Origin of the sequence: Methanosarcina baikalica, assembly GCF_031461075.1 — an archaeon.
In the GTDB taxonomy this organism is placed as follows: Archaea; Halobacteriota; Methanosarcinia; order Methanosarcinales; family Methanosarcinaceae; genus Methanosarcina; species Methanosarcina baikalica.
Map to the genome: position 1 here is coordinate 96,958 of NZ_JAVKPK010000001.1, position 21,570 is coordinate 118,527.

Genomic DNA, 21,570 nt, shown 5'->3' on the forward strand with positions numbered 1-21,570 from the left:
CATCTGACAGCTTTTTGATACTCAGATACCCATGAGTTTCAGAGATTTTATCGACCAGTTGAAAGAAAACGGAAAACTGGTAGAAATTCCACAACCCGTTTCTCCAATATTCGAAGCTTCAAGAATTGCGAAAACCACAAAAACTCCGGTTCTCTTCCATGATATATCAGGTTCAAAGGTTATTATGAACCTTCTTGGGTCAAGGGAGGAACTGGCTTCCATGCTCGGAGTTCCTAAAGAAGAAATTATAAAGAAGCTTTCGGAGGTTTCTCCTGAAGGTGAAGTGAGACTCGTGACAGAGTCTCCAACTCTGGAAGTCGTGGAAGACCAGGTTGACCTGACAAAACTTCCTATTCTTACCCATTTTGAAAAAGACGGAGCACCTTATATAACTGCAGGGATTGTGGTTTCCGAATATGGGGGAATAATTAACGCTTCTATTCACCGCCTTATGCTTGCAGGAAAAGATAAACTCGCAGCTCGACTGGTTCCTCCAAGGCATACCTATCTCCTGCACAAAAAAGCCGCCGAAAAAGGCGAATCTCTACCTGTTGCAATTGTGCTTGGCTGCGATCCGACAATTATTTACGCGACTTCGACAAGGGTGCCTGCAGGAAAAGAATTCGAATATGCAGCTGCCCTGCGAGGAGCCCCTGTGGAGCTTTTTGAATGTGCAAATGGAGTGAAGGTTCCTCATGCCGAGATTGTGCTTGAAGGTTATGTCGATCCAGTGGAAAAGATTGATGAAGGGCCTTTTGTGGACATTACCGGAACTTACGATGTGGTAAGAAAAGAACCTGTTATCCATATCACTCGAATTATCCACAGAAAAGACCCGATCTATCACGGGATCCTGCCGGCTGGCCCAGAGCATCTTCTGATGATGGGTGTACCTTATGAGCCCAGGATTTACAGGGCTGTCGGGGAAGTTACTACTGTCAAAAATGTGGTATTGACAGAAGGGGGATGCTGTTATCTTCATGCAGTTGTTCAGATCGAGAAACAGACCGAAGGAGACGGGAAAAACGCTATTATGGCAGCCTTTGCAGCTCACACAAGCCTCAAGCATGTGGTTGTTGTGGACGAAGATATAAATATTTTTGACCCTAATGATGTTGAGTTTGCAATTGCCACCAGGGTAAAAGGGGATATGGATATTCTTGTTATCTCTAATGTTCGCGGCAGTTCCTTAGACCCAAGAGGGGCTCCTGACGGAACTACCACAAAAGTGGGGATTGATGCTACAAAAATTCTTGTAGAGAAAGAAAACTTCGAAAGGGCAGTGATCCCGGAAGAATAAATAAAGGCAGCTTGTCTGAACCCCTTTAATAGAAGGCATGCAGGCGCGACATAATAATTTTTTCAAGCATCTGGCAATCACAGAGTGAATTTCCATGTACCTTACAAAAGAAGAAGAGCGGATCCTGAATGGAGAAGCCGGGGAGACTCTACGGCAGGCTATTGAGATCCTAGTGGCCCTTGGAGACATTTACGGTGCAGATGGGCTTATCCCCATCAAAAGCGCCCAAATAGCAGGTGTCTCTTACAAAACTATAGGCGATGCGGGCCTTGAATGGATCTCAGACCTGCAGGGCAGGGTCAAGGTTCCTGCAATTCTGAACCCTGCGGGCATGGACCTGGAAGACTGGGAAAGGCTCAGGATCTCGCCCGATTTTGCAGAAAAACAAAAGCTAATCATTCAGGCATATGAAAAGCTGGGGATTCGCTGTGAATGCACATGCACACCCTATACACTTGTGGGTTTTGATGTCAGTTACGGGGATCACCTGGCATGGAGCGAATCATCAGCCGTCTCCTATGCAAACTCCGTGATTGGAGCCAGGACAAACCGGGAAGGCGGCCCATCTGCCCTCTCTGCGGCACTCCTCGGGAAAACTGCAAACTATGGGTTCCATCTGGACGAAAACCGTGTGCCTAAGATCTCAATTGATGTGGGATTCTCATTGAATAGATCGGATTACGGCGCACTTGGTTATGTGGTTGGCAAACTTGTAGGGAGCAGAGTGCCTTTATTTCATTTAAGGAATATTCCAGATGCAGATGAATTAAAATCTCTCGGAGCCGCAATGGCAGCTTCAGGGGCAGTTGCCCTTTACCATGTGAACGGTGCCACGCCTGAAGCTTGCAGGCTGGATTTTGAAGAACCGGCAGAGAAAATTACTATTGAGAGAAATCAGCTTGACGATATTTATGAGAGCCGGAGAAAAGCCTGCAGAGAACCCGAATTGATAACTCTAGGATGCCCTCACTGCTCTGCCGCCGAGCTTGAACAGGCAGCTGAACTCCTTAAAGAAAAAAAAGTTTCGAAAGAGTTATGGATTTTTACCTCAAGGGAACTTGCTAAACGTTATCCTGAGCAGGTTCGGACTATTGAAAAAAGCGGAGCTAAGGTTATCTGTGATACCTGCATGGTAGTTTCTCCGGCTACTAACAATTATTCTTGCGTCATGGTAAACTCAGGAAAAGCGCTTGCTTACGTTCCAGGGATGTGCAGGGCTGAAGCCGTATACGGAAGTATGGAGGCCTGCATCGAGGAGGCAGTCGGCAGGACAGAAAAAAAGGCAGGTGGTTCGTATTAAACTGAAAGGCAGGACCATTTCCAGAGGGTGTGCAAAAGGGGAAGTACTGCTTTCCAGAGACCCCATTTCTTTCCTTGGCAGTGTAGACCCGAAAACCGGGATTATAATTGAAGAAAATCATGTTCTTATGGGAAAATCGATAAAAGGTAAAGTTCTTGTTTTTCCCCACGGAAAGGGCTCTACAGTTGGCTCGTATGTTCTGTATCAGCTGAAAAAAAACGGAGCTGCCCCTGCAGCGATCATAAACCTGGAAACAGAACCTATAGTGGCAGTCGGAGCCATTATTTCCGAAATCCCACTCGTCGATATGCTTGAAAAGAACCCTTACGAAGTATTAAATAACGGAGACCTGGTTCTGGTGAATGGAAGCAAAGGATATATTGAACTTATCAAACATGAAACCAGTGAAACTGAAAAATAATCAGCAAAACGGAAAACAACAAATGAAGTTTTAAAACCTGAAATGGATAAACCTGAAAATGAAATTTTAAACTGTAAAGACGGGAAACCCAAAATGAACCGAGAAAACCATACGAAAAACCACGAAAAACTCAATGCCGAAGAGATGGTTTCGCGCTTATACCCTTTCATAGTCAGGGTATTTGATGTGTATGAGGTCCAGAATTCCGGGGAAGCCCTTTATTTCTATGGAACTCCGAAAACCGATGCTGAGAACGTCAGGGGAGAACTCTGGGAACCTTTGCAGCAGTTTGGATTCGGATGTACCCTAAAGTACGAGCTTGGGGAACATATACTGCTGATTTATCCTGAAAAGAAAGCAAAGGGAAAGACGTGGATAAACCTTGTCCTTTTCATAGCGACCTTTTTTACAACCATGATTTGCGGAGCCTGGATGTTCGGAGTGGACATCGAAAACGCACCTCTGCAGCTTTTCCGGGGTTTACCTTTTACCCTTGCGATAATGGCAGTTCTAGGTTCTCATGAAATGGCTCATTATGCAATGGCCAGGTATCATGGGATGAAGGTATCGCTTCCCTATTTTATCCCTTTCCCCACTTTTATCGGCACTATGGGAGCAGTAATTCGCTACAACGGGCCTGTACCCAGCCGAAAAGCCCTTTTTGATGTGGGAATTGCAGGACCACTGGTAGGATTGATAATGTCAATTGCAGTTACTTTCATCGGGCTTAGCCTTGAAGTACCTGCAGCAAAATCTTTGCCGAATTCTCTGATGTTTGATCTCGGCCTGCCTCCTTTGTTTGTATTTATCCAGAACCTTGTCGGTGCCACAGGGAGCAACCTGCATCCTGTAGCTTTTGCAGGCTGGGTAGGAATGTTCGTGACCTTGCTCAATCTTCTTCCTGCAGGGCAACTTGACGGGGGACATATCCTCAGAGCGATGCTTGGCAAAAAAGCTGATCTAATTTCTTTCCTGATGCCGCGTATACTGTTTGTGATAGGGCTTTATGTAATTTACTGGCTGAAGGAAGATGGAGTTATATGGATTTTCTGGGCTCTTCTACTCTGGATTTTCGCAGCAGCCGGGCATCCGTCTCCCTTGCATGACAAGGTCAAACTGGACAAAAAACGCATCCTTTTGGGAATTATTACTTTTATCCTGGGCCTTCTCTGCTTTACTCTAATCCCGTTTAACCCTATTTCCTGAAGAGAACCCGGGATTTCTAAAAAAGGAGAAAAAAATGGACGTGCACTTCCGCTATAGCAAGAAAAACTCTTACAGCTTTGCGGTCCTTTCCCCTTTACTACCGGACGCAGGGTTTGCAAACAAACCTCTAAACGGGGTCATGATTTACAGTTTTACGACGCAGCAGGCAACAAAGATTTTCACGGAAGTGAAAAATGCAGATACGGACTCAATTTTCATTGCAGGAGGTCCTCATCCATCCGGGGTCCCGGAGGAGACACTTGAATATTTCGATTATGTCGTGCTCGGGGAAGGAGAAGAAACACTTCCGGAACTTGTGAAAATTATCCAGAAAGGGGGAAATCCGGAAAAGGTCAGGGGCATTGCGTACAGGGACTCAGGAACCGGGAAGGTTGTCATAACGCCAAAAAGACCATATGCAGACCTTGATATCTATCCATGTTTCGACCCTGAAAAGCTCCGTGCTCCTATTGAAATTAGCAGGGGATGCCCCTGGGGATGCAGGTACTGCCAGACTCCCAGACTTTTCGGAAGAGAGGTCAGGCACAGAAGCATAGATTCCATTCTGAAAAATGCAAGACATTATAATGACCTTCGCTTTATAGCCTCCAATGCCTTTGCCTACGGAAGTGACGGGATTCGGCCCAGATTTGACAAAGTGGAAAAATTGCTTTCTGCCCTTTATGAACTGCCCGATAAAAAAATATTTTTCGGGACGTTTCCTTCTGAAGTGCGCCCGGAATTCGTAACCGACGAGTCGGCCGAACTTGTGAGAAAATACTGCGCAAACGATAGTCTTAGCCTTGGAGCTCAGTCCGGGAGTGACCGAATTCTAAAGGAGATCCAGAGAGGGCATACTGTGGGAGACAGCATTTCAGCAGTTGAGTGTTGCCTGGAGCATGAAATTGTTCCCGCGGTTGATTTCATCTTCGGCCTTCCCACAGAAACCGAGGAGGACCAGGAAAAAAGCCTTGACCTTGTTCGCTGGATCTGCAGAAAAGGAGGTACGGTAAGGGCTCATTACCTAACTCCCCTGCCAGGAACTCCCTATGCATCTGCCGTTCCGGCAAAAGTAAGTGATGGAGTAAGGCGAGAGCTCGGAAAACTTGCCTTTGGCGGGAAACTCACAGGCAACTGGGAAAAAACGAAAAATCAGAAAAAAGAACATCTACGAGATAAATATCTAAAAGATTAGAGTGAAAAGCCGATATCCGAAATTTCAGTACCGGCTTTGAAACCAAACACCACAGTTCCTTATTTCGGAGATCGGTTAGAGAGAATTCCGAACACTGCGGTTGTTTTCGACCGAATTCCCATTTTTAATTAATTTTTGGTCTTATGTTTTCTGTTGATCTTGTACTACCGGCTGTTCTTTTGAGTAAATAATGTTTTAGAACCTTCTGCTACTGTTTTTGATCAGAGGACACATATTTTTCAGCTCAAGAGGCTCTCACAATGACATATGTTTTGTAGGAGGATAGTTTGTCTTTAGTCCCATAAATCATAAAGAGTTTAATCTATTTATAATTTATTGTTACTTATCTAAAAATAGCGCATACTAACATGATACAAAATATACATTTGTAGAAGAAAAGTTGGTACTAATTCCCAGAGTAAGGCATTTTACTCAAAAAATAAAATAAAAGTACTCAAAAATTTCCATAATCATAAAACATGAATGGGGTTGTCCGTGCTTGCTGTAGTTGTAAATACAAAATAGATTAGAATCACCGATAGCACGGAACATATAGGAGAAAGGAAAGACGACACAGCTTTTTCCGTGCTATCGGAGTTTTTTCGTGATTATAGGTGTAAGTGAGCGAGTTAAATGCAAATGTATAGTATGAAAACTGAATTTACAGTCAGTATATAGATATTATTCATCATTCATCCGTGGATGAGGCCTTTTCTGCTCTTATGATCATGTTCATGCCCTCCTGCATGAGTTCTTCGGCTCTTTCCTGCTTTTTTGCCTCGGCAAAGATCCGGAAGATCGGTTCTGTGCCCGAGGGACGGATAAGAACCCAGCCGTCTTCATACCAGATTTTGACCCCGTCGATGGTGTCTATTTTGAGACCAAGCCCTGAAGCTTCGAATTTCACTCTTTCCATCGTAACCTGCGTATCTACAGATGGGATTTTTGTCTTTGCATTGAAATACTCAGGCACGCTTTTAGTAAGTTCGGAAAGCTTATGGCCGTTAGCCAGGATTTCAAGGATTTTGGCACAGGCCATTGCTCCGTCTCTGCAATACTGATGTTTGGGGAAAATAAGGCCTCCGTTGCCCTCGCCTCCGAAGACTGCATTTACTTCCATCATCTTTCGGGCGACGTTGATGGAGCCGACAGCTGTCCAGTAAAGCTCGGCGCCTGCATCCTTTGCTACATCGGCCATGCGCTGCGAAGAGCTAACAGGAGTTACTATAGGGCCTTTTTCACGTTCAAGCATATATTTTGCCACCATGGCAAGCAGAACTTCCTCATTTATGAATTCGCCATTTTCGTCCATAAAGACTATTCTATCCGCATCCCCATCATGAGCTGCTCCGAGATCTGCGCCTGTCATCTTCACAAGTTCGGAAAGCTCGGTCAGGGCTCCAGGTAAGGGTTCCGGATTCCGCCAGGGGAAAGTCCCGTCAGGTTGAGCTCCAAGAGTAAGTACATGGCAGCCCAGTTCCCTGAGCAGGAAAGGAAGAGTAAGAGAACCTGCTCCGCAACCCGTATCAACAACTACCTTAAATGTGCTGCTGCGGATATTTTCTGCATCGACAGAGTTGATAACATTTTTGATATAGTAGTCATTGACTCCGAAATCTGTTCTGAAACTGCCGGTTTTTTCCCAGGATGTAAGGGAATATTTTCCTGAAAGGTAAATTTTTTCAATTTCCAGTTCTCCATCCCTGGGAAACTCCGTGCCATCCCCTGCAATCAATTTGATGCCGTTATATTCTCTTGGGTTGTGGGATGCCGTAATAACAATCCCTGCGTCAGCATAGTCGCGCACATAATACTGAATGGAAGGAGTGGGAACAATTCCCACATCAATTACGTTCAGACCTGTTGAAAGAGCCCCGGCAATTGCTGCAGACTTCAACATCTGGCCTGAAATCCGGGTATCACAGCCTATAGCAACCGTGCCTTTAGAACCCATGTATGTACCAAGGCTCCTGGCTAAATTGACTGCCAGTTCTGGATTTATGTATTCATTGGCGATACCACGTACACCGTTAGTTCCGAATAATGCCATGTAAGGTCTCCGTCTTTATGATTTAAGTAAAAACTATGTCATTGAGGTAAATTTGCTCTTTAATAGAATTATCAGGGTAAATTGCTCTTTAATAGAGTTATCATGGTAAATAAAGCTCTGATACGAAACAGAGTTCCGGGAACAAGACATTAATAAAAAGTTTAAAAATGATATTATTTTGAGAGTGTTTTCAAAATTAGAAATGGTGTCTATTAAATACATCCATCGATCCCTTTTTTGGTTACTTTAAATCACCTTACCGTAGTGCTGGCAAATACATATATCTTATTAGCTAAAAATCCGTTATTAATGGCCGTTGAAAAGATCGAAACGATAAAAGAGGCTATAAAAGCCAGAGAAAGTGCAGTTATAGCGTTTTCAGGAGGAGTTGACAGTGCAACTCTTGCAGCCCTTGCCTTTGAGGCACTTGGGGAAAAAGCTCTTGCCGTAACAATAACCTCCCCACTTTTTCCAGGGCAGCAACTGGAAACAGCTGTCCAGACAGCCTGTGAAATCGGAATTCAGCACAAGGTACTCTCGTTTTCCCAGATGAGCCTTCCTTATTTCTCCGCAAATACAATAAACAGGTGCTATTTCTGTAAAAAAGCCTTGCTTGAAACCCTGTTGGATTTTGCAGAGAAAATGGGATATAACGTCGTACTTGAGGGCACAAACTCCTCTGAAATAAAGGGAGAAAACCGTCCTGGATATCAGGCAGTACAGGAAGCCGGTAAAAAGGTTTTTTCTCCTTTCGTGGAATTGAATGTGACAAAAGAGGAAATCAGGAAAATCGCTTCGGACCTTTCCCTTTCAGCGGCCAACAGGCCATCTGCTGCGTGCCTTGCTTCACGTATTCCTTACGGGCAGCCAATAACTGTCGAAGCTCTCCAGAAAATAGAAAAAGCCGAAGACTATCTTTTTTCCCTGGGGTTTACCCAGTTCAGGGTAAGGATGCACGAGAATCTCGCCAGAATAGAGGTGATTCGGGAAGAATTAGAGGATGCTTTCCGAAAAAGAGAGACAATTTCCAGACACCTGAAAGCTCTTGGCTTTGATTACATAACCCTTGACCTTGAAGGTTTTCGGAGTGGGAGCATGGATGAACCTTATACCAGAAGAAAGTCTAATGAGCCAGAAAAAACTAATTACGGAAAGATATGACAGAAATCCTTATCCGAAAAGCCAGAAAATCAGATCTACTGGCAATCCAGAGGCTCCTATCTACTTACTTTCTTGACATGGAAGGACTTGAACCAGAAAACTTCATACTAGCTGAAATCGAGGGGAAAATTATAGGATGTGCTGCCCTTATAAAATCCGCATTCCACGGTAAAGATTTCCTCGAGATTCATTCTATTGCAGTCCATCCGAACTTCCGGGGAAAGGGGATTGGAACAAGGCTTATTAAGCATCTTCTAACAACTATGGAGGGTCCAGGCTGCGACTTGTATGTTAGGACAACTGCTCCTGCCTTTTTTAAAAAACTTAATTTTACAAAAATAGAGAATTCCGAAAAGCTGTTTCTCTGGGAAGATTGCGAAAATTGTGACCATTTTGAGAAGTGCACGCAGCATGCGATGAGATATTCTTACAATTGCTAAACTTCCGATTCAATAGTTAAGCCTCTTCCACAATCTCCAAGTCAAATATTTTGCATCCAATATTTCAAAAAAACAAGTAAATAAGAAGCTTTTTCATCTTCTTAATTTTTTACAGATTAGGTGAAATGTTCGCGAAATAAATGTCAAATTTTGACGATCTCAGAGAATAAAAAAGTTCCATAAGTATTTTATATAAGGACATTTCATTCATTAACTAGCAACCATTGCAAATAGTTGGGATCTTAACGGAAGGAAGTTTGCAACATTTTCCGGGTTGTATAGCGATGGGGGCCAATTACAAGCAGAATCAATGCTGGATTTTGACAACCCTGGAGAATAATAAGCACTAAAAGAAATGGAAAAGATAGAAGGAGAAGGAAATGAAAAAGAAAGAAAAAGCTTATTCAATAGCTTTAGTTTCAATGTTTATGATTATATTTTTAATTCTCGTCTCATCTATGGCATCGGCATCTCCCGAACAAAATCCGCGAACTATCACTCCACCGGAGATCACCAGTGGAGCAGGGGATTCCTCCGATGATCAGGTTGTGTTCGATGAGGTATCTAGCGAAGAAATTGTTGCAGACACGGAATCTATACAAGCCGCCGCGCCAAAGATTACTGAAAAAAGGATCACAACCAATCCTTCAAATGAATGGAACCCTGTTATCTATAGTAACAAAATTGCATGGGAAGATTATCGCAATGGAAACTGGGATATCTACATATATGATCTCTCAACTAAAAAGGAAATCTCTACTCTCAATGCATCAGATCAGTGGAGCCCTGATATCTACGGTAACAGGGTAGTGTGGACAGATTTGCGCAATGGAAACGAAGACATCTACTTGCAGGATCTTTCTACTAAAAAGCAAACTCGCATAATCACTAATGAAATAAGTCAGTGGGATCCTGCAATTTACGGTGACAAGATTGTCTGGACAGGTTATCCCGGGGAAGACTACGAAGGTTACAATATTTACATGTATGACATTTCAACTAAAAAGGAAAAAATGATAGCTGCCCAAGCAGACTCGCCTGTTATCTACGGTGACAGGATCGTGTGGGCGGATCATCGCAGATATGGATACGCTGGAATCACCGATATCTACATGTACGACATTTCAACTAAAAAGGAAAAAAAGATAGCATCCGAAGCATACTCTCCTGCTATCTACGGTAACAGAATCGTGTGGGTAGATGATCGCAATGGAAACGCAGATATCTACATGTACGACCTTTCCACTTCCAAGGAAAAAAGGATCACCACCAATCCATCAGCTTCATATTCTCCTGCAATCTATGGCGACAGGATAGCGTGGATGGATGATCGTAATGGAAACTGGGATATCTATGTGTACGATCTCGCCACTCGCCAGGAAAGTCACACTACCGATAAATCAGATCAGTATTATCCAGATATCTATGGCGATAAGATAGTGTGGACAGATATGCGCAATGGAAACGCTGATACTTACATGGGCACTCTTTCAACCTCTCCGGTTGCTGCATTCTCTGCATCTCCAACCTCCGGGAAAGCACCATTGAAAGTAACATTTACTGACAAAAGTGCAGGAACGCCAACTTCATGGAAGTGGAGTTTTGGAGATAAAACATATTCAACAGCCAAGAACCCTGTACATAAATACACTGCAGCAGGAAAATACACTGTTAGCTTAACAGTAAAAAATGCTGTCGGAAGTAACACAAAAACCATGTCGGGATATATCAAAGTCTCCAAAAAGTAATGAACATGTGAAATGAAAAACAAATAAAAAGGTCAAGGATAAAGGATAGTGAAGGTCATCGATCAAGTCTGACAAAAAAGACAAAAGTAATCTATTTGTCAGATTTGAAGTACTTTTTTACGATTTTCAGTAACTGATCCTCACAATCAAATTTCTTAACTGATTTTAAGTTAATTTGAGATATTCAAAGTCTTCCTCTTACGTTTTTGTGCCGAAACAACCTGATATTTCTTTGCGGATTTTTTTCAATCATACTTTTTTTGTATCCTCTTCAAATTGTATGGGAAAAAGTAAATTTCACATATTTGCGGAAAACTTAAAAATTTAACCAAGTCTGAAAAACAGGCTCAAAAGGCGCATTCAACTTCCCAAATGTAGGATAAAATTGTTGCATATTTTTCTGGTTGAAAAATTCTCCCTTGAATTTGAAGAGGATACCTTTTTTCTGGAAAATTCTCTCAAATTACACGATTTTTATGAAATTTAGAACCAAAAGAGAGAGTTTAAGAATGTAAGTGAGTTAAGATTATTAACATTTTTTATATGAAAAATAAACAAAAGATAAAGGAGTAGGATAATGAAAATTAACAAAAAGTTTCATTCAGTAGCTTTAGCATCAGCAGCTCTGATTATATTTTTAATTCTCGTCTCATCTATGGCATCGGCATCTCCTGAACAAAATCCGCGAACCATTGCCCTACCGGAGATCACCAGTGGAGCAGGGGATTCCTCCGATGACCAGATTATGTCCGATGAGTTACCTGGTGAAGAAATTGTTACAGCCACGGAATCTATACAAGCTGCTGCGCCAAAGATTACTGAAACTCGGATCACCACCAATACATCAATTCAGTGGAACCCTGTTATCTATGGTAACAGGATCGCGTGGGAAGATTATCGCAATGGAGCCGATATCTACATATATGACCTTTCTACTAAAAAGGAAATCTATACTACCAATTTATCAGGTCAGTACTCCCCTGATATCCACGGTAATAGAGTAGTGTGGACAGATGAGCGCAATGGAGGCGAAAACATCTACCTGCAAGATCTTTCCACTAAAAAGCAAACTCAGATCACCACCACCGGATTAGCATCTTCTCCTGCTATCTATGGTGACAAGATCGTCTGGACAGGTTATCCCAATGAAGGACACGAAGAGTACAATATTTACATGTACGACGTTTCCACTAAAAAGCAAACTCAGATCACCACCAGCAGATTAGCATATTCTCCTGCTATCTATGGTGACAGGATAGTGTGGATGGATGATCGTAATGGAAACCGGGATATATACATGTACGATCTCTCCACTAAAAAGGAAAGTCAGATCACCATCAATGCATCAGATCAATTATCTCCTGCAATCTATGGTAACAGGATAGTATGGAGTGACGATCGCAATGGAAACACTGATATCTACATGTACGACCTTTCCACTTCCAAAGAAAAAAGAATCACCACCAATCCATCAGCTTCATATTCTCCTGCAATCTATGGTGACAGGATAGTGTGGGAGGATGATCGCAATGGAAACTGGGATATCTATGTGTACGATCTCGCCACTCGACAGGAAAGTCACACTACCGATAAATCGGATCAGTTCTATCCAGATATCTATGGTGACAAGATAGTGTGGCAGGATTATCGCAATGGAAACTGGGATATCTACATGGGTACTCTTTCAACCTCTCCGGTTGCTGCATTTTCTGCATCTCCAACCTCAGGGAAAACTCCACTGAAAGTGACATTTACTGACAAAAGTACAGGAACACCCACTTCGTGGAAATGGAGTTTTGGAGATAAAACATATTCAACAGCCAAGAACCCTGTACATAAATACACTGCAGCAGGAAAATACACTGTTAGCTTAACAGTAAAAAATGCTGTCGGAAGTAACACAAAAACCATGTCGGGATATATCAAAGTCTCCAAAAAGTAATGAACATGTGAAATGAAAAACAAATAAAAAGGTCAAGGATAAAGGATAGTGAAGGTCATCGATCAAGTCTGACAAAAAAGACGAAAGTAATCTATTTGTCAGATTTGAAGTACTTTTTTACGATTTTCAGTAACTGATCCTCACAATCAAATTTCTTAACTGATTTTAAGTTAATTTGAGATATTCAAAGTCTTCCTCTTACGTTTTTGTGCCGAAACAACCTGGTGTTAAAAAGTCTCAGAGGTATTTTATATAAGGACGTGGCTTTCATTAATCTAACAACTATTGCAAATAATTGGAATTTTGATTGAAGGAAAAATTTCAACATTTTCCGGGTTTTCTAGCGATGGTAGCCAATTGCAAGTAGAAGCAATGTTAGATTTTGACAATCCTGGAGAAGAATAAACACCAAAACAAATGGAAAAGGTAGAAGAGGAAGGGGAAATGAAAAATAAAGAAAAAGCTTATTCAATGGCTTTAGCCTCAACAGTCATGATTATATTTTTAATTCTCGTCTCATCTATTGCATCAGCATCTCCTGAACAAAATCCGCGCACCATCGCCCTACCGGAGATCACCAGTGGAGCAGGGGATTCCTCCGATGACCAGGTTGTGTTCAATGAGTTATCTGGCGAAGAAATTGTTACAGGCACGGAATCTATACAAGTTGCCGCGCCAAAGATTACTGAAAAAAGGATCACAACCAATCCATCAGATCAGTGGAAACCTGTTATCTATGGTAACAAGATCGCGTGGGAAGATTATCGTAACGGAAACGTGGGTATCTACATATATGACCTTTCTACTAAAAAGGAAATTTCTACTACCACCAATGAATCAGATCAGTACTGCCCTGATATCTACGATAACAAGGTGGTGTGGATGGATAATATCTGGGATATTTACATTTATGATCTCTCAACTTCCAAGGAAACTCAGATCAACAAACCTGGATCAGCATACTTTCCTGCAATCTACGGCAGCAAGATCGTCTGGGAAGGTTCTTACTACGGTGACGAAGGAGGTAGCGATATTCATGTATACGACCTTTCCACTAAAAAGGAAAGTCAGATCACCGATAGTGGATCAGCGTACTCTCCTGCAATTTACGGTAATAGTATAGTATGGGAAGATTATCGCAATGATAAAAACTCCGACCGCAATGGAAACGGCGATATATACATGTACAACCTTTCCACTAAAAAGGAAAGTCAGATCACAACCAATGAATCAACTCAGATGGCTCCTGCTATCTATGGTAACAGAATCATGTGGCAGGATGATCGCAATGGAAATTGGGATATTTACACGTATGATCTCTCAACTTCCAAGGAAACTCGGATAACCACCAATCCATCAGCGTCATATTATCCTGCAATCTATGGTGACAGGATAGTATGGATGGATGATCGCAATGGAAACTTCGATATCTACATGTATGATCTTGCTACTCACCAAGAAAGTCATACTACCGATAAATCAAATCAGTACTATCCAGATATCTATGGTGACAAGATAGTGTGGATGGATGATCGCAATGGAAACTTCGATATCTACATGGGCACTCTTTCGCAAGCGGGGCCATATGCATATATTACAAACTACGCAAGCAATACTGTTTCTGTAATTGACACAGCAACAAACAAAGTTACAGCCACAGTGCCTGTAGTATATGGGCCTAGTGGAGTTGCAGTCACACCAGATGGAAAAAAGGTATATGTGGATGTGGCAAATTCCGGCAGCAATACTGTTTCTGTAATTGACGCAGCCACAAACAAGGTTATAGACACCATATATATAAAAATCGACGGTAGTGTTCGTGGAAGTGCAGTCAGCCCTGATGGAAAAAAGGTATATATGCTGGGTGGCGACCAGAGCGGCAGCAAGATTTTAGTAATTGACACCGCCACAAACAAGGTTACAGACATTGAGTCTATTGATGGACGTGATGCAGCTGAAGTTGCAGTTAATCCTGATGGATCAAAGGTATACGTGACGGAGGCGGCTGATGACCATGTTGATGTAATTGACACAGCCACAAATGATGTTACTGCCACTGTGCCTGTAGGATCCCAGCCTTATGGAATTGCAGTTAGTTCGGATGGATCAACGATATATGTAGCGAACGAACAAAGCAACACTGTCTCTGTAATTGACACAGCTACAAACACTGTTACAGCCACAGTGACTGTAGGAACTCATCCTTACGAAGTTGCAGTCAATCCGGCGGGAACAAAAGTATATGTGACGTATTACGAAAGAAACACTGTTTCTGTAATTGACACTGCAACGAATACGGTTACCACGATACCTGTAGGAAAGAACCCTAATGGAATTGCAGTCACACCAGATGGAAAAAAGGTATATGTGGCAAATTCCGGCAGTAATAATATTTCTGTAATTGACACAGCAACAAATAAAGTCACAGACAATGTGAAGGTAGGTAACAGGCCGGTCGCTGTCGGGATGTCTATGGGAGTATCCCAAATTCCGGTTGCTGCCTTCTCAGCTTTCCCAACATCTGGATATTCACCATTGGTAGTTGCATTTACTGACAAAAGTACAGGATCACCTACTTCATGGAAATGGAGTTTTGGAGACGAAACAACTTCAACTGCCAAGAACCCAACACATACATACAGTAAAGCCGGAAAATATACCATCAGCTTGACAGTAAAAAATGCGGCGGGCGGTAATACGCTAAAAAAGTCCAACTACATAAATGTTACAACTGTGACAAAACCTGTTGCTGCATTTTCTGCATCTCCGACCTCAGGAAAAGCTCCACTGAAAGTAACATTTACTGACAAAAGTACAGGAACGCCAACTTCATGGAAATGGAGTTTTGGAGATAAAAAATATTCAACAGCCAAGAACCCTGTACATAAATACACTGCAGCAGGAAAATACACTGTCAGCTTAACAGTAAAGAATGCTGTCGGAAGTAACACAAAAACCATGTCGGGATATATCAAAGTCTCCAAATAATATGAATATATGAAATGAGAAACCAATAAAAAGGTCAAGGCTAAAGGATAGTGAGGGTCATCGATCAAGTCTGACAAATCAAGTCTGACAAAAAGAGTGTTTTCGCTTTTTTTGTTAGATTTGAGAACTACCTTTTTTACGATTTTCAGTAACTGACTCTCACAATCCAATTTCTTAACTGATTTTAAGTTAATTTGAGAGATTCAAAGTCTTCCTCTTACGTTTTTGTGCCGAAACAACCCGGAATTAAAAAGTTTCAAAGGTATTTTATATAAGGATATATCTTCATTAATTAAGCAACCATTGCAAATAGTTGGGATCTTAAGAAAAGAAGCTTTTAATGTTTCCCAGGTTGTCTAGCGATGGTAGCCAATTGCAAGCAAAATTAATGCTCTATTTTGACAACGCCGGGGAATAATAAGCACTAAAATAAATGGAAAAGATAGAAGAGGAAGGAGAAATGAAAAATAAAGAAAAAGCTTATTCAATAGCTTTAGCTTCAACAGTCATGATTATATTTTTAATTCTCGTCTCATCTATGGCATCGGCATCTTCTGGACAAAATCCACCGAGCACCACCACCCTACCGAGTATCACCAGTGGAGCAGGGGACCCCTCCGATGATGAGGTTCTGTCCGATGAGTTATCTGGTGAAGAAATTGTTACAGACACGGAATCTGTACAAGCTGCCGCACCCAAGATTACTGAAAAGCGTATCACCACCAATACGTCAGAGCAGTGGAGCCCGGTTATCTATGGTAACAAGATCGTATGGCACGATCTTCGTAATGGAAACTGGGATATCTACATATATGATCTCTCCACTAAAAAGGAAATCTCTACTCTCAATGCATCACATCAGTGGGGCCCTGATATCTACGGTAACAGGGTGGTGTGGACAGATGATCGCAATGGAGTCTCTGAAATATATATGCAAGACCTTTCTACTAAAAAGCAAACTCGGATAACCACCGATACATTAGGGTCGTGGGAACCTGCAATCTACGGTAACAAGATTGTCTGGACAGGTTATCGCGATGAAAACTACTATGGTAACATTTATATTTACGACATTTCCACTTCCAAGGGAAAAAGGATAACCACCGACGAATCATTTCATTTCGCTCCAGCTATCTACGGTGACAGGATAGTATGGGAAGATGATCGCAATGGAAACTCCGATATTTACATGTACGATTTATCCACTTCCAAGGAAAAAAGGATAACCACAAATGAATCAAGTCAAAACTTTCCTGCAATCTACGGTAACAGGATAGTGTGGTCGGATGACCGCAATGGAAACTGGGATATTTACATGTATGATCTCTCCACTTCCAAGGAAAAAAGGATAACCACCAATCCATCAGCTTCATATTATCCTGCAATCTATGGCGACAGGATAGCGTGGATGGATGATCGTAATGGAAACTTCGATATCTATGTGTACGATCTCGCCACTCGCCAGGAAAGTCACACTACCGATAAATCGGATCAGTTCTATCCAGATATCTATGGTGACAAGATAGTGTGGCAGGATTATCGGAATGGAAACCCGGATATCTATATGGGTACCCTTTCCACTTTCCCGGTTGCTGCATTCTCTGCATCTCCAATCTCTGGGAAAGCCCCACTGAAAGTAACATTTACTGACAAAAGTACAGGAACACCCACTTCATGGAAATGGAGTTTTGGAGATAAAACATATTCAACAGCCAAGAATCCTGTACATAAATATACTGCGGCAGGAAAATACACTGTTAGTTTAACAGTAAAGAATGCTGTCGGAAGTAACACTAAAACAATGTCAGGATATATTAAAGTCTCCAAAAAGTAATGAATAGCTTCAATTGAAAAACAGATAAAAAGTTCAGGGCTAAAGGATAGTGAGGATCATCGATCAAGTCTGACAAAAAGAGTACTTTCACTTTTTTGGTCAGATTTGAAGTACTTTTTTACGATTTTCAGTAACTGATCCTCACAATCCAATTTTTTAACTTATTCAAGTCAATTTAAGATGCTCAAAGTCTTCCTCTTACTTTTTTGTGCTGATACAACCCGGTATTTTTGCACAGATTTGTCTCTTTTCTATCCTTATCCCCAGATAAATTTTCTCAAATTACGACTCTGATCCAAAATCTAGTGATTTTTGCATTTCTTGATTGAAAATCTGAATTCGTAAGAAGAATTCAGCCTCCAATCAAAATTAACATTCGATATCTAAAGACTTTAACCTAGAAGTAGAATCACAAGGATTGTAACCAATTACAAAATCTAGTGATTTTTAATTTTATATTCATCACTAGATTTTGGTACTGAGTCCAAATTACATGATTTTTATAAAAGTGCAATTCAAATACGAAAGTTTAAGAATGTAGATAAGTCTAAATTATTAATATTTTTATATAAAAAATAATAGAAAGACAAAGGAGGAATTTAAAATAAAGTATCAACAAACTGATACGTTCAGAATAACGTCAATCTGCTTGATTATCCTTTTTCTCGGATTAATGAGTGCTTCTATTACACACGCTGAAACTTACTCGTTTGTTACTAAATGGGGTTCTTCGGGCAATGGCGCTGGACAATTTTATCGACCATGTGCTATTGTTGCAAATCCATCTGGATATGTTTATGTTGCAGATAAGGAAAATGCTCGCGTTCAGGAATTTAATAGTAATGGAAAATTCATTAATCAGTGGGGTTCTACTGGTAATGTATCAATATTTCAGGCAAATGGTGTTGCTGTAGATTCTTCAGGTGATGTTTATATTGAGGATTCTACTTGGAACCACATTGCGAAGTTTGACAGAAATGGTAATGTCATTACACAGTTTGGTTCTCGTGGTAGTGGCAATGGACAATTTAAAGAACCGAGTGGTGTAGCTGTAGATTCTTCAGGTAATGTTTATGTTTCCGACAGCGGTAATAATCGCATTGAGAAATTTAATAGCAATGGAAATTATTTGATGCAATGGGGTACTAAAGGTGTAAGCAATGGACAATTTAATAATCCCGTTGATGTTGTCTTAGACTCTTTGGATAACGTTTATGTTGCTGACAATGGTAATCATTGCATTAAAAAGTTTGACAGTAACGGCAATTATCTAATGCAATTAGGTTCTTTTGGCAACGGCGATGGACAGTTAAATTATATCCAAGGTGTTGGAGTAGATTCTTCAGGCAATATTTATGTAGCTGATAAAGGCAGTGATCGTATTCAGAAGTTTGACAGTGACGGCAATTATATAACACAATGGGGTTCTTATGGAACAAACGATGGACAATTCAACGACCCTGCAGATATTGCTGTAGATTCTTCGGGTAATGCTTATGTTGCTGATAAGAACAATGATCGCATTCAGAAGTTTGCCCTAAAAAATCCACCCGTACCTGGTTTTACCAGCAATGTCACAAAAGGTTATGCTCCTCTATATGTACAGTTTACTGACACAAGTACAGGAACACCAACTTCCTGGACATGGAATTTTGGAGACGGAACAAACTCAACAGTTCAAAATCCAATCCATAAGTATTCTTCAGCGGGAAGCTATACTGTTGTGCTTACAGCAACAAATGCTGCAGGCAGCAATAAAACAACAAAAACAAATTACATAAAAGTGACAGCAGCTCCACCCAAACCGGTTGCAAACTTTATCAGCAATGTAACATCAGGAAATGTACCGTTGAATGTAGCCTTTACTGATAAAAGTTCAGGAACTCCTACGAAATGGAAATGGACTTTTGGAGACGGAACAAATTCAACAGTAAAAAATCCAACACATGCTTATTCCAAAGTAGGGATTTACACAGTAGCACTTACAGCAACAAATGCTGCAGGTAGCAATACAACAACAAAAACAAATTACATAAAAGTGACAGCAATTATAAAGCCAGTTGCAAGTTTTACCAGCGATGCCACATCAGGAAATGTACCGTTGAATGTAGCCTTTACTGATAAAAGTTCAGGAACTCCTACGAAATGGAAATGGACTTTTGGAGATGGAACTAATTCAACCCAGCAAAATACAACACATACTTATTCTGCAGCAGGAAACTACACAGTCAGTTTAAAAGCAACAAATGCTGCAGGCAGTAATACGACAACAAAAACAAATTATATAAAAGTGACAGCAGCTCCACCAAACCCGGTTGCTGCATTCTCTGCAACTCCCATTTCTGGAAACGCGCCTCTGAATGTCAGTTTTACTGACACTAGTATAGGCACACCTACTAAATGGAAATGGGATTTTGGAGATTTAAAGGCTTCAAAAGTTCAGAATCCTTCACATATTTACAAAAAAGCAGGAACATATACCGTTAGCTTAACAGTAAAAAATAAGAATGGAATAAATACAACAACAAAAGCAAATTACATAAAAGTAATAAAGAAATGAAAGCACTATTTTCCAAAAGCAAATAACCTTTAAATTGAAAAACAGGTAAAAAAGCAAAAGCTAAGGGGTAGTGGGGGGAGTTATATACCAAATCTGAAAAATCAAAACTTATCACTTTTTTTAGTTGAATATAATGGCCATTATTTTGCATACGTCTTCCAATAACTGAAAATCCTGAAAATTATTAAAAAGTATCAAAAATAAGTTTTAAACAGACCCTAAAGGTTGACGAAACATTATTTTACGAAAAAGAATAATGGAGCACCTTATGCTCACCCTTGGGATAGTAAATACCTATGATAAGATCAAAGTTCTTGATGCGCATTACCGGGCAATTGCGAGAGCTGCTCCGATCTGCCACGCTTTTGGGTTTCACCTTGCCCTTTACGACTTTCCTTTTAAAATGACTGCGGAAGAATTGGTGGCTTTCGTGATGGAAAAAACCACTATAGGGGAATCGGGGAGTTATCTCAAAATTCTTTATGAAAAAAATCATCTGTCTGTATCAGACCTTCCAAAGAAAGGGTTCCCGTCCCAGTTTGGGGAAATAGTGATCACCACCTCAAAACCGGACCCAAAAAGACAGGTTCTGCCTGTAAAAATCGCTGAGGAAGCTCTTCGAAATCGCTCATTTCTGTTTCTCGTAGGACTCGGGCATAAAGGGCTTCCCAAAGAACTCTTTGAGAGAGGAAAATATCATCTTGACATTACCTACAAAGGGCTTTCTCTTGAGACCTGTACTGCTATAGGGGCGATTCCGGCCCATCTTTCAGGACTGATGGCAACCCTGGAAGCTAGAAAGTAAATTTTGTGCATGATTTCCAGAGATTAAAAACCGAGGGCTATTTCCATTACTCGCTCGAAAAATCGGGGTTGATTCAAAAAATTTAAAGTTAATTTAAAAGAAATTCCGGAATCAATATATATTACAAACGACAATTAATACTTTGTTGTGGGTAAGAACAACGCTTGTTGCGCTGTTATGGGGTTTAGCCCAAAGGACATAGAATTCTGGCCTGCTTATAGGGCTTCATTCAGAAGGATTGGGAGTTCTAACCTTAACGCAGGAATTCATATCCCGAAGGATTTAGAATCTGACTTTGATTGTAGAAATTCTGGAGGGATTGAGAATTCTCACCTGCATTCAATGGCCGTATCCGAAAAGGCAGGGAACTTTAACCCGGATTGCAGGGCGCTTGTCTCCAGAAGGACTGATTCTGACCCGCATATAAGCGCAAACATTGAAGAGACAGGAGGAAAACTATGAGTGAATTAAAGCATGAATACAGAAAAAGAAAAGAATATGGATATAAGCACAAAGACGGTTATCATGCCGTTGTAAAAGGCTGTACTGACAACCTGGACTCAGATGAATTAGACCTTTACCGCTTTATGATAGGCGGAATGCAGGGTAAATAACCTGCA

General features: G+C 41.1%; 16 protein-coding genes. 15 read left to right on the forward strand and 1 reads right to left on the reverse strand.

The window, feature by feature from the left end:
* Positions 1 to 31 precede the first annotated feature (31 nt).
* From RG963_RS00415 to RG963_RS00435, 5 genes are all read left to right on the forward strand, one after another.
* Positions 32 to 1,300, forward strand: a complete 1,269-nt coding sequence (locus tag RG963_RS00415) for a UbiD family decarboxylase (protein ID WP_310574295.1) — start codon at positions 32 to 34, stop codon at positions 1,298 to 1,300.
* 94 nt (positions 1,301 to 1,394) lie between these two features.
* The gene (locus tag RG963_RS00420; protein ID WP_310574296.1) at positions 1,395 to 2,600 is read left to right on the forward strand and encodes an aconitase X; all 1,206 of its coding nucleotides are present in this window, start codon (positions 1,395 to 1,397) and stop codon (positions 2,598 to 2,600) included.
* Entirely contained in the window at positions 2,587 to 3,021 is a 435-nt protein-coding gene (locus RG963_RS00425) for a DUF126 domain-containing protein (RefSeq protein ID WP_310574297.1), read from the forward strand. The genes RG963_RS00420 and RG963_RS00425 overlap by 14 nt, the downstream gene beginning before the upstream one ends.
* A gap of 93 nt (positions 3,022 to 3,114) precedes the next feature.
* On the forward strand, positions 3,115 to 4,227 hold the full coding sequence (locus RG963_RS00430) for a site-2 protease family protein (RefSeq protein ID WP_310574298.1): 1,113 nt from the start codon (positions 3,115 to 3,117) through the stop codon (positions 4,225 to 4,227).
* A gap of 34 nt (positions 4,228 to 4,261) precedes the next feature.
* Positions 4,262 to 5,422, forward strand: coding sequence for a TIGR04013 family B12-binding domain/radical SAM domain-containing protein (locus tag RG963_RS00435; protein ID WP_310574299.1), 1,161 nt, complete (start codon positions 4,262 to 4,264; stop codon positions 5,420 to 5,422).
* 688 nt (positions 5,423 to 6,110) lie between these two features.
* Here RG963_RS00435 and glmM read toward each other — a convergent pair.
* Positions 6,111 to 7,472, reverse strand: a complete 1,362-nt coding sequence (glmM, locus tag RG963_RS00440) for a phosphoglucosamine mutase (protein WP_310574300.1) — start codon at positions 7,470 to 7,472, stop codon at positions 6,111 to 6,113.
* Positions 7,473 to 7,781: 309 nt separating this feature from the next.
* Here glmM and larE point away from each other — a divergent pair, with 309 nt between their 5' ends.
* From larE to RG963_RS00490, 10 genes are all read left to right on the forward strand, one after another.
* Positions 7,782 to 8,633, forward strand: a complete 852-nt coding sequence (gene larE, locus RG963_RS00445; RefSeq protein ID WP_310574301.1) for an ATP-dependent sacrificial sulfur transferase LarE — start codon at positions 7,782 to 7,784, stop codon at positions 8,631 to 8,633.
* Positions 8,630 to 9,073, forward strand: coding sequence for a GNAT family N-acetyltransferase (locus RG963_RS00450; protein WP_310574302.1), 444 nt, complete (start codon positions 8,630 to 8,632; stop codon positions 9,071 to 9,073). Before larE ends, RG963_RS00450 begins: the two co-directional genes overlap by 4 nt.
* 380 nt (positions 9,074 to 9,453) lie before the next feature.
* Positions 9,454 to 10,821 carry a PKD domain-containing protein gene (locus RG963_RS00455; RefSeq protein ID WP_310574303.1) on the forward strand — a complete coding sequence of 456 codons (1,368 nt, stop codon included), beginning with the start codon at positions 9,454 to 9,456 and terminating at the stop codon, positions 10,819 to 10,821.
* A gap of 577 nt (positions 10,822 to 11,398) precedes the next feature.
* Positions 11,399 to 12,763, forward strand: a complete 1,365-nt coding sequence (locus tag RG963_RS00460) for a PKD domain-containing protein (protein ID WP_310574304.1) — start codon at positions 11,399 to 11,401, stop codon at positions 12,761 to 12,763.
* A gap of 417 nt (positions 12,764 to 13,180) precedes the next feature.
* Positions 13,181 to 15,751, forward strand: coding sequence for a PKD domain-containing protein (locus RG963_RS00465; protein ID WP_310574305.1), 2,571 nt, complete (start codon positions 13,181 to 13,183; stop codon positions 15,749 to 15,751).
* Positions 15,752 to 16,211: 460 nt separating this feature from the next.
* Complete coding sequence (locus tag RG963_RS00470; RefSeq protein WP_449566831.1) at positions 16,212 to 17,585, forward strand: PKD domain-containing protein; 1,374 nt, start codon at positions 16,212 to 16,214, stop codon at positions 17,583 to 17,585.
* Positions 17,586 to 18,234: 649 nt separating this feature from the next.
* A complete protein-coding gene (locus RG963_RS00475) occupies positions 18,235 to 20,145 on the forward strand; it encodes a PKD domain-containing protein (RefSeq protein WP_310574307.1) in 1,911 nt (636 codons plus the stop codon).
* Positions 20,146 to 20,401: 256 nt separating this feature from the next.
* On the forward strand, positions 20,402 to 20,950 hold the full coding sequence (locus RG963_RS00480) for a DUF531 domain-containing protein (RefSeq protein WP_310574308.1): 549 nt from the start codon (positions 20,402 to 20,404) through the stop codon (positions 20,948 to 20,950).
* 147 nt (positions 20,951 to 21,097) lie between these two features.
* Positions 21,098 to 21,412 carry a hypothetical protein gene (locus tag RG963_RS00485; RefSeq protein WP_310574309.1) on the forward strand — a complete coding sequence of 105 codons (315 nt, stop codon included), beginning with the start codon at positions 21,098 to 21,100 and terminating at the stop codon, positions 21,410 to 21,412.
* A complete protein-coding gene (locus RG963_RS00490) occupies positions 21,409 to 21,564 on the forward strand; it encodes a hypothetical protein (protein ID WP_310574310.1) in 156 nt (51 codons plus the stop codon). Before RG963_RS00485 ends, RG963_RS00490 begins: the two co-directional genes overlap by 4 nt.
* Positions 21,565 to 21,570: the final 6 nt, after the last annotated feature.

Bases quoted from the DNA above. Each gene is read 5' to 3' on its own strand.
- RG963_RS00415 (WP_310574295.1), top strand. From the start codon at position 32: ATGAGTTTCAGAGATTTTATCGACCAGTTGAAAGAAAACGGAAAACTG.
- RG963_RS00420 (WP_310574296.1), top strand. From the start codon at position 1,395: ATGTACCTTACAAAAGAAGAAGAGCGGATCCTGAATGGAGAAGCCGGG.
- RG963_RS00430 (WP_310574298.1), top strand. From the start codon at position 3,115: ATGAACCGAGAAAACCATACGAAAAACCACGAAAAACTCAATGCCGAA.
- RG963_RS00435 (WP_310574299.1), top strand. From the start codon at position 4,262: ATGGACGTGCACTTCCGCTATAGCAAGAAAAACTCTTACAGCTTTGCG.
- glmM (WP_310574300.1), bottom strand. From the start codon at position 7,472: ATGGCATTATTCGGAACTAACGGTGTACGTGGTATCGCCAATGAATAC.
- larE (WP_310574301.1), top strand. From the start codon at position 7,782: ATGGCCGTTGAAAAGATCGAAACGATAAAAGAGGCTATAAAAGCCAGA.
- RG963_RS00450 (WP_310574302.1), top strand. From the start codon at position 8,630: ATGACAGAAATCCTTATCCGAAAAGCCAGAAAATCAGATCTACTGGCA.
- RG963_RS00455 (WP_310574303.1), top strand. From the start codon at position 9,454: ATGAAAAAGAAAGAAAAAGCTTATTCAATAGCTTTAGTTTCAATGTTT.
- RG963_RS00460 (WP_310574304.1), top strand. From the start codon at position 11,399: ATGAAAATTAACAAAAAGTTTCATTCAGTAGCTTTAGCATCAGCAGCT.
- RG963_RS00465 (WP_310574305.1), top strand. From the start codon at position 13,181: ATGGAAAAGGTAGAAGAGGAAGGGGAAATGAAAAATAAAGAAAAAGCT.
- RG963_RS00470 (WP_449566831.1), top strand. From the start codon at position 16,212: ATGAAAAATAAAGAAAAAGCTTATTCAATAGCTTTAGCTTCAACAGTC.
- RG963_RS00480 (WP_310574308.1), top strand. From the start codon at position 20,402: ATGGAGCACCTTATGCTCACCCTTGGGATAGTAAATACCTATGATAAG.
- RG963_RS00490 (WP_310574310.1), top strand. From the start codon at position 21,409: ATGAGTGAATTAAAGCATGAATACAGAAAAAGAAAAGAATATGGATAT.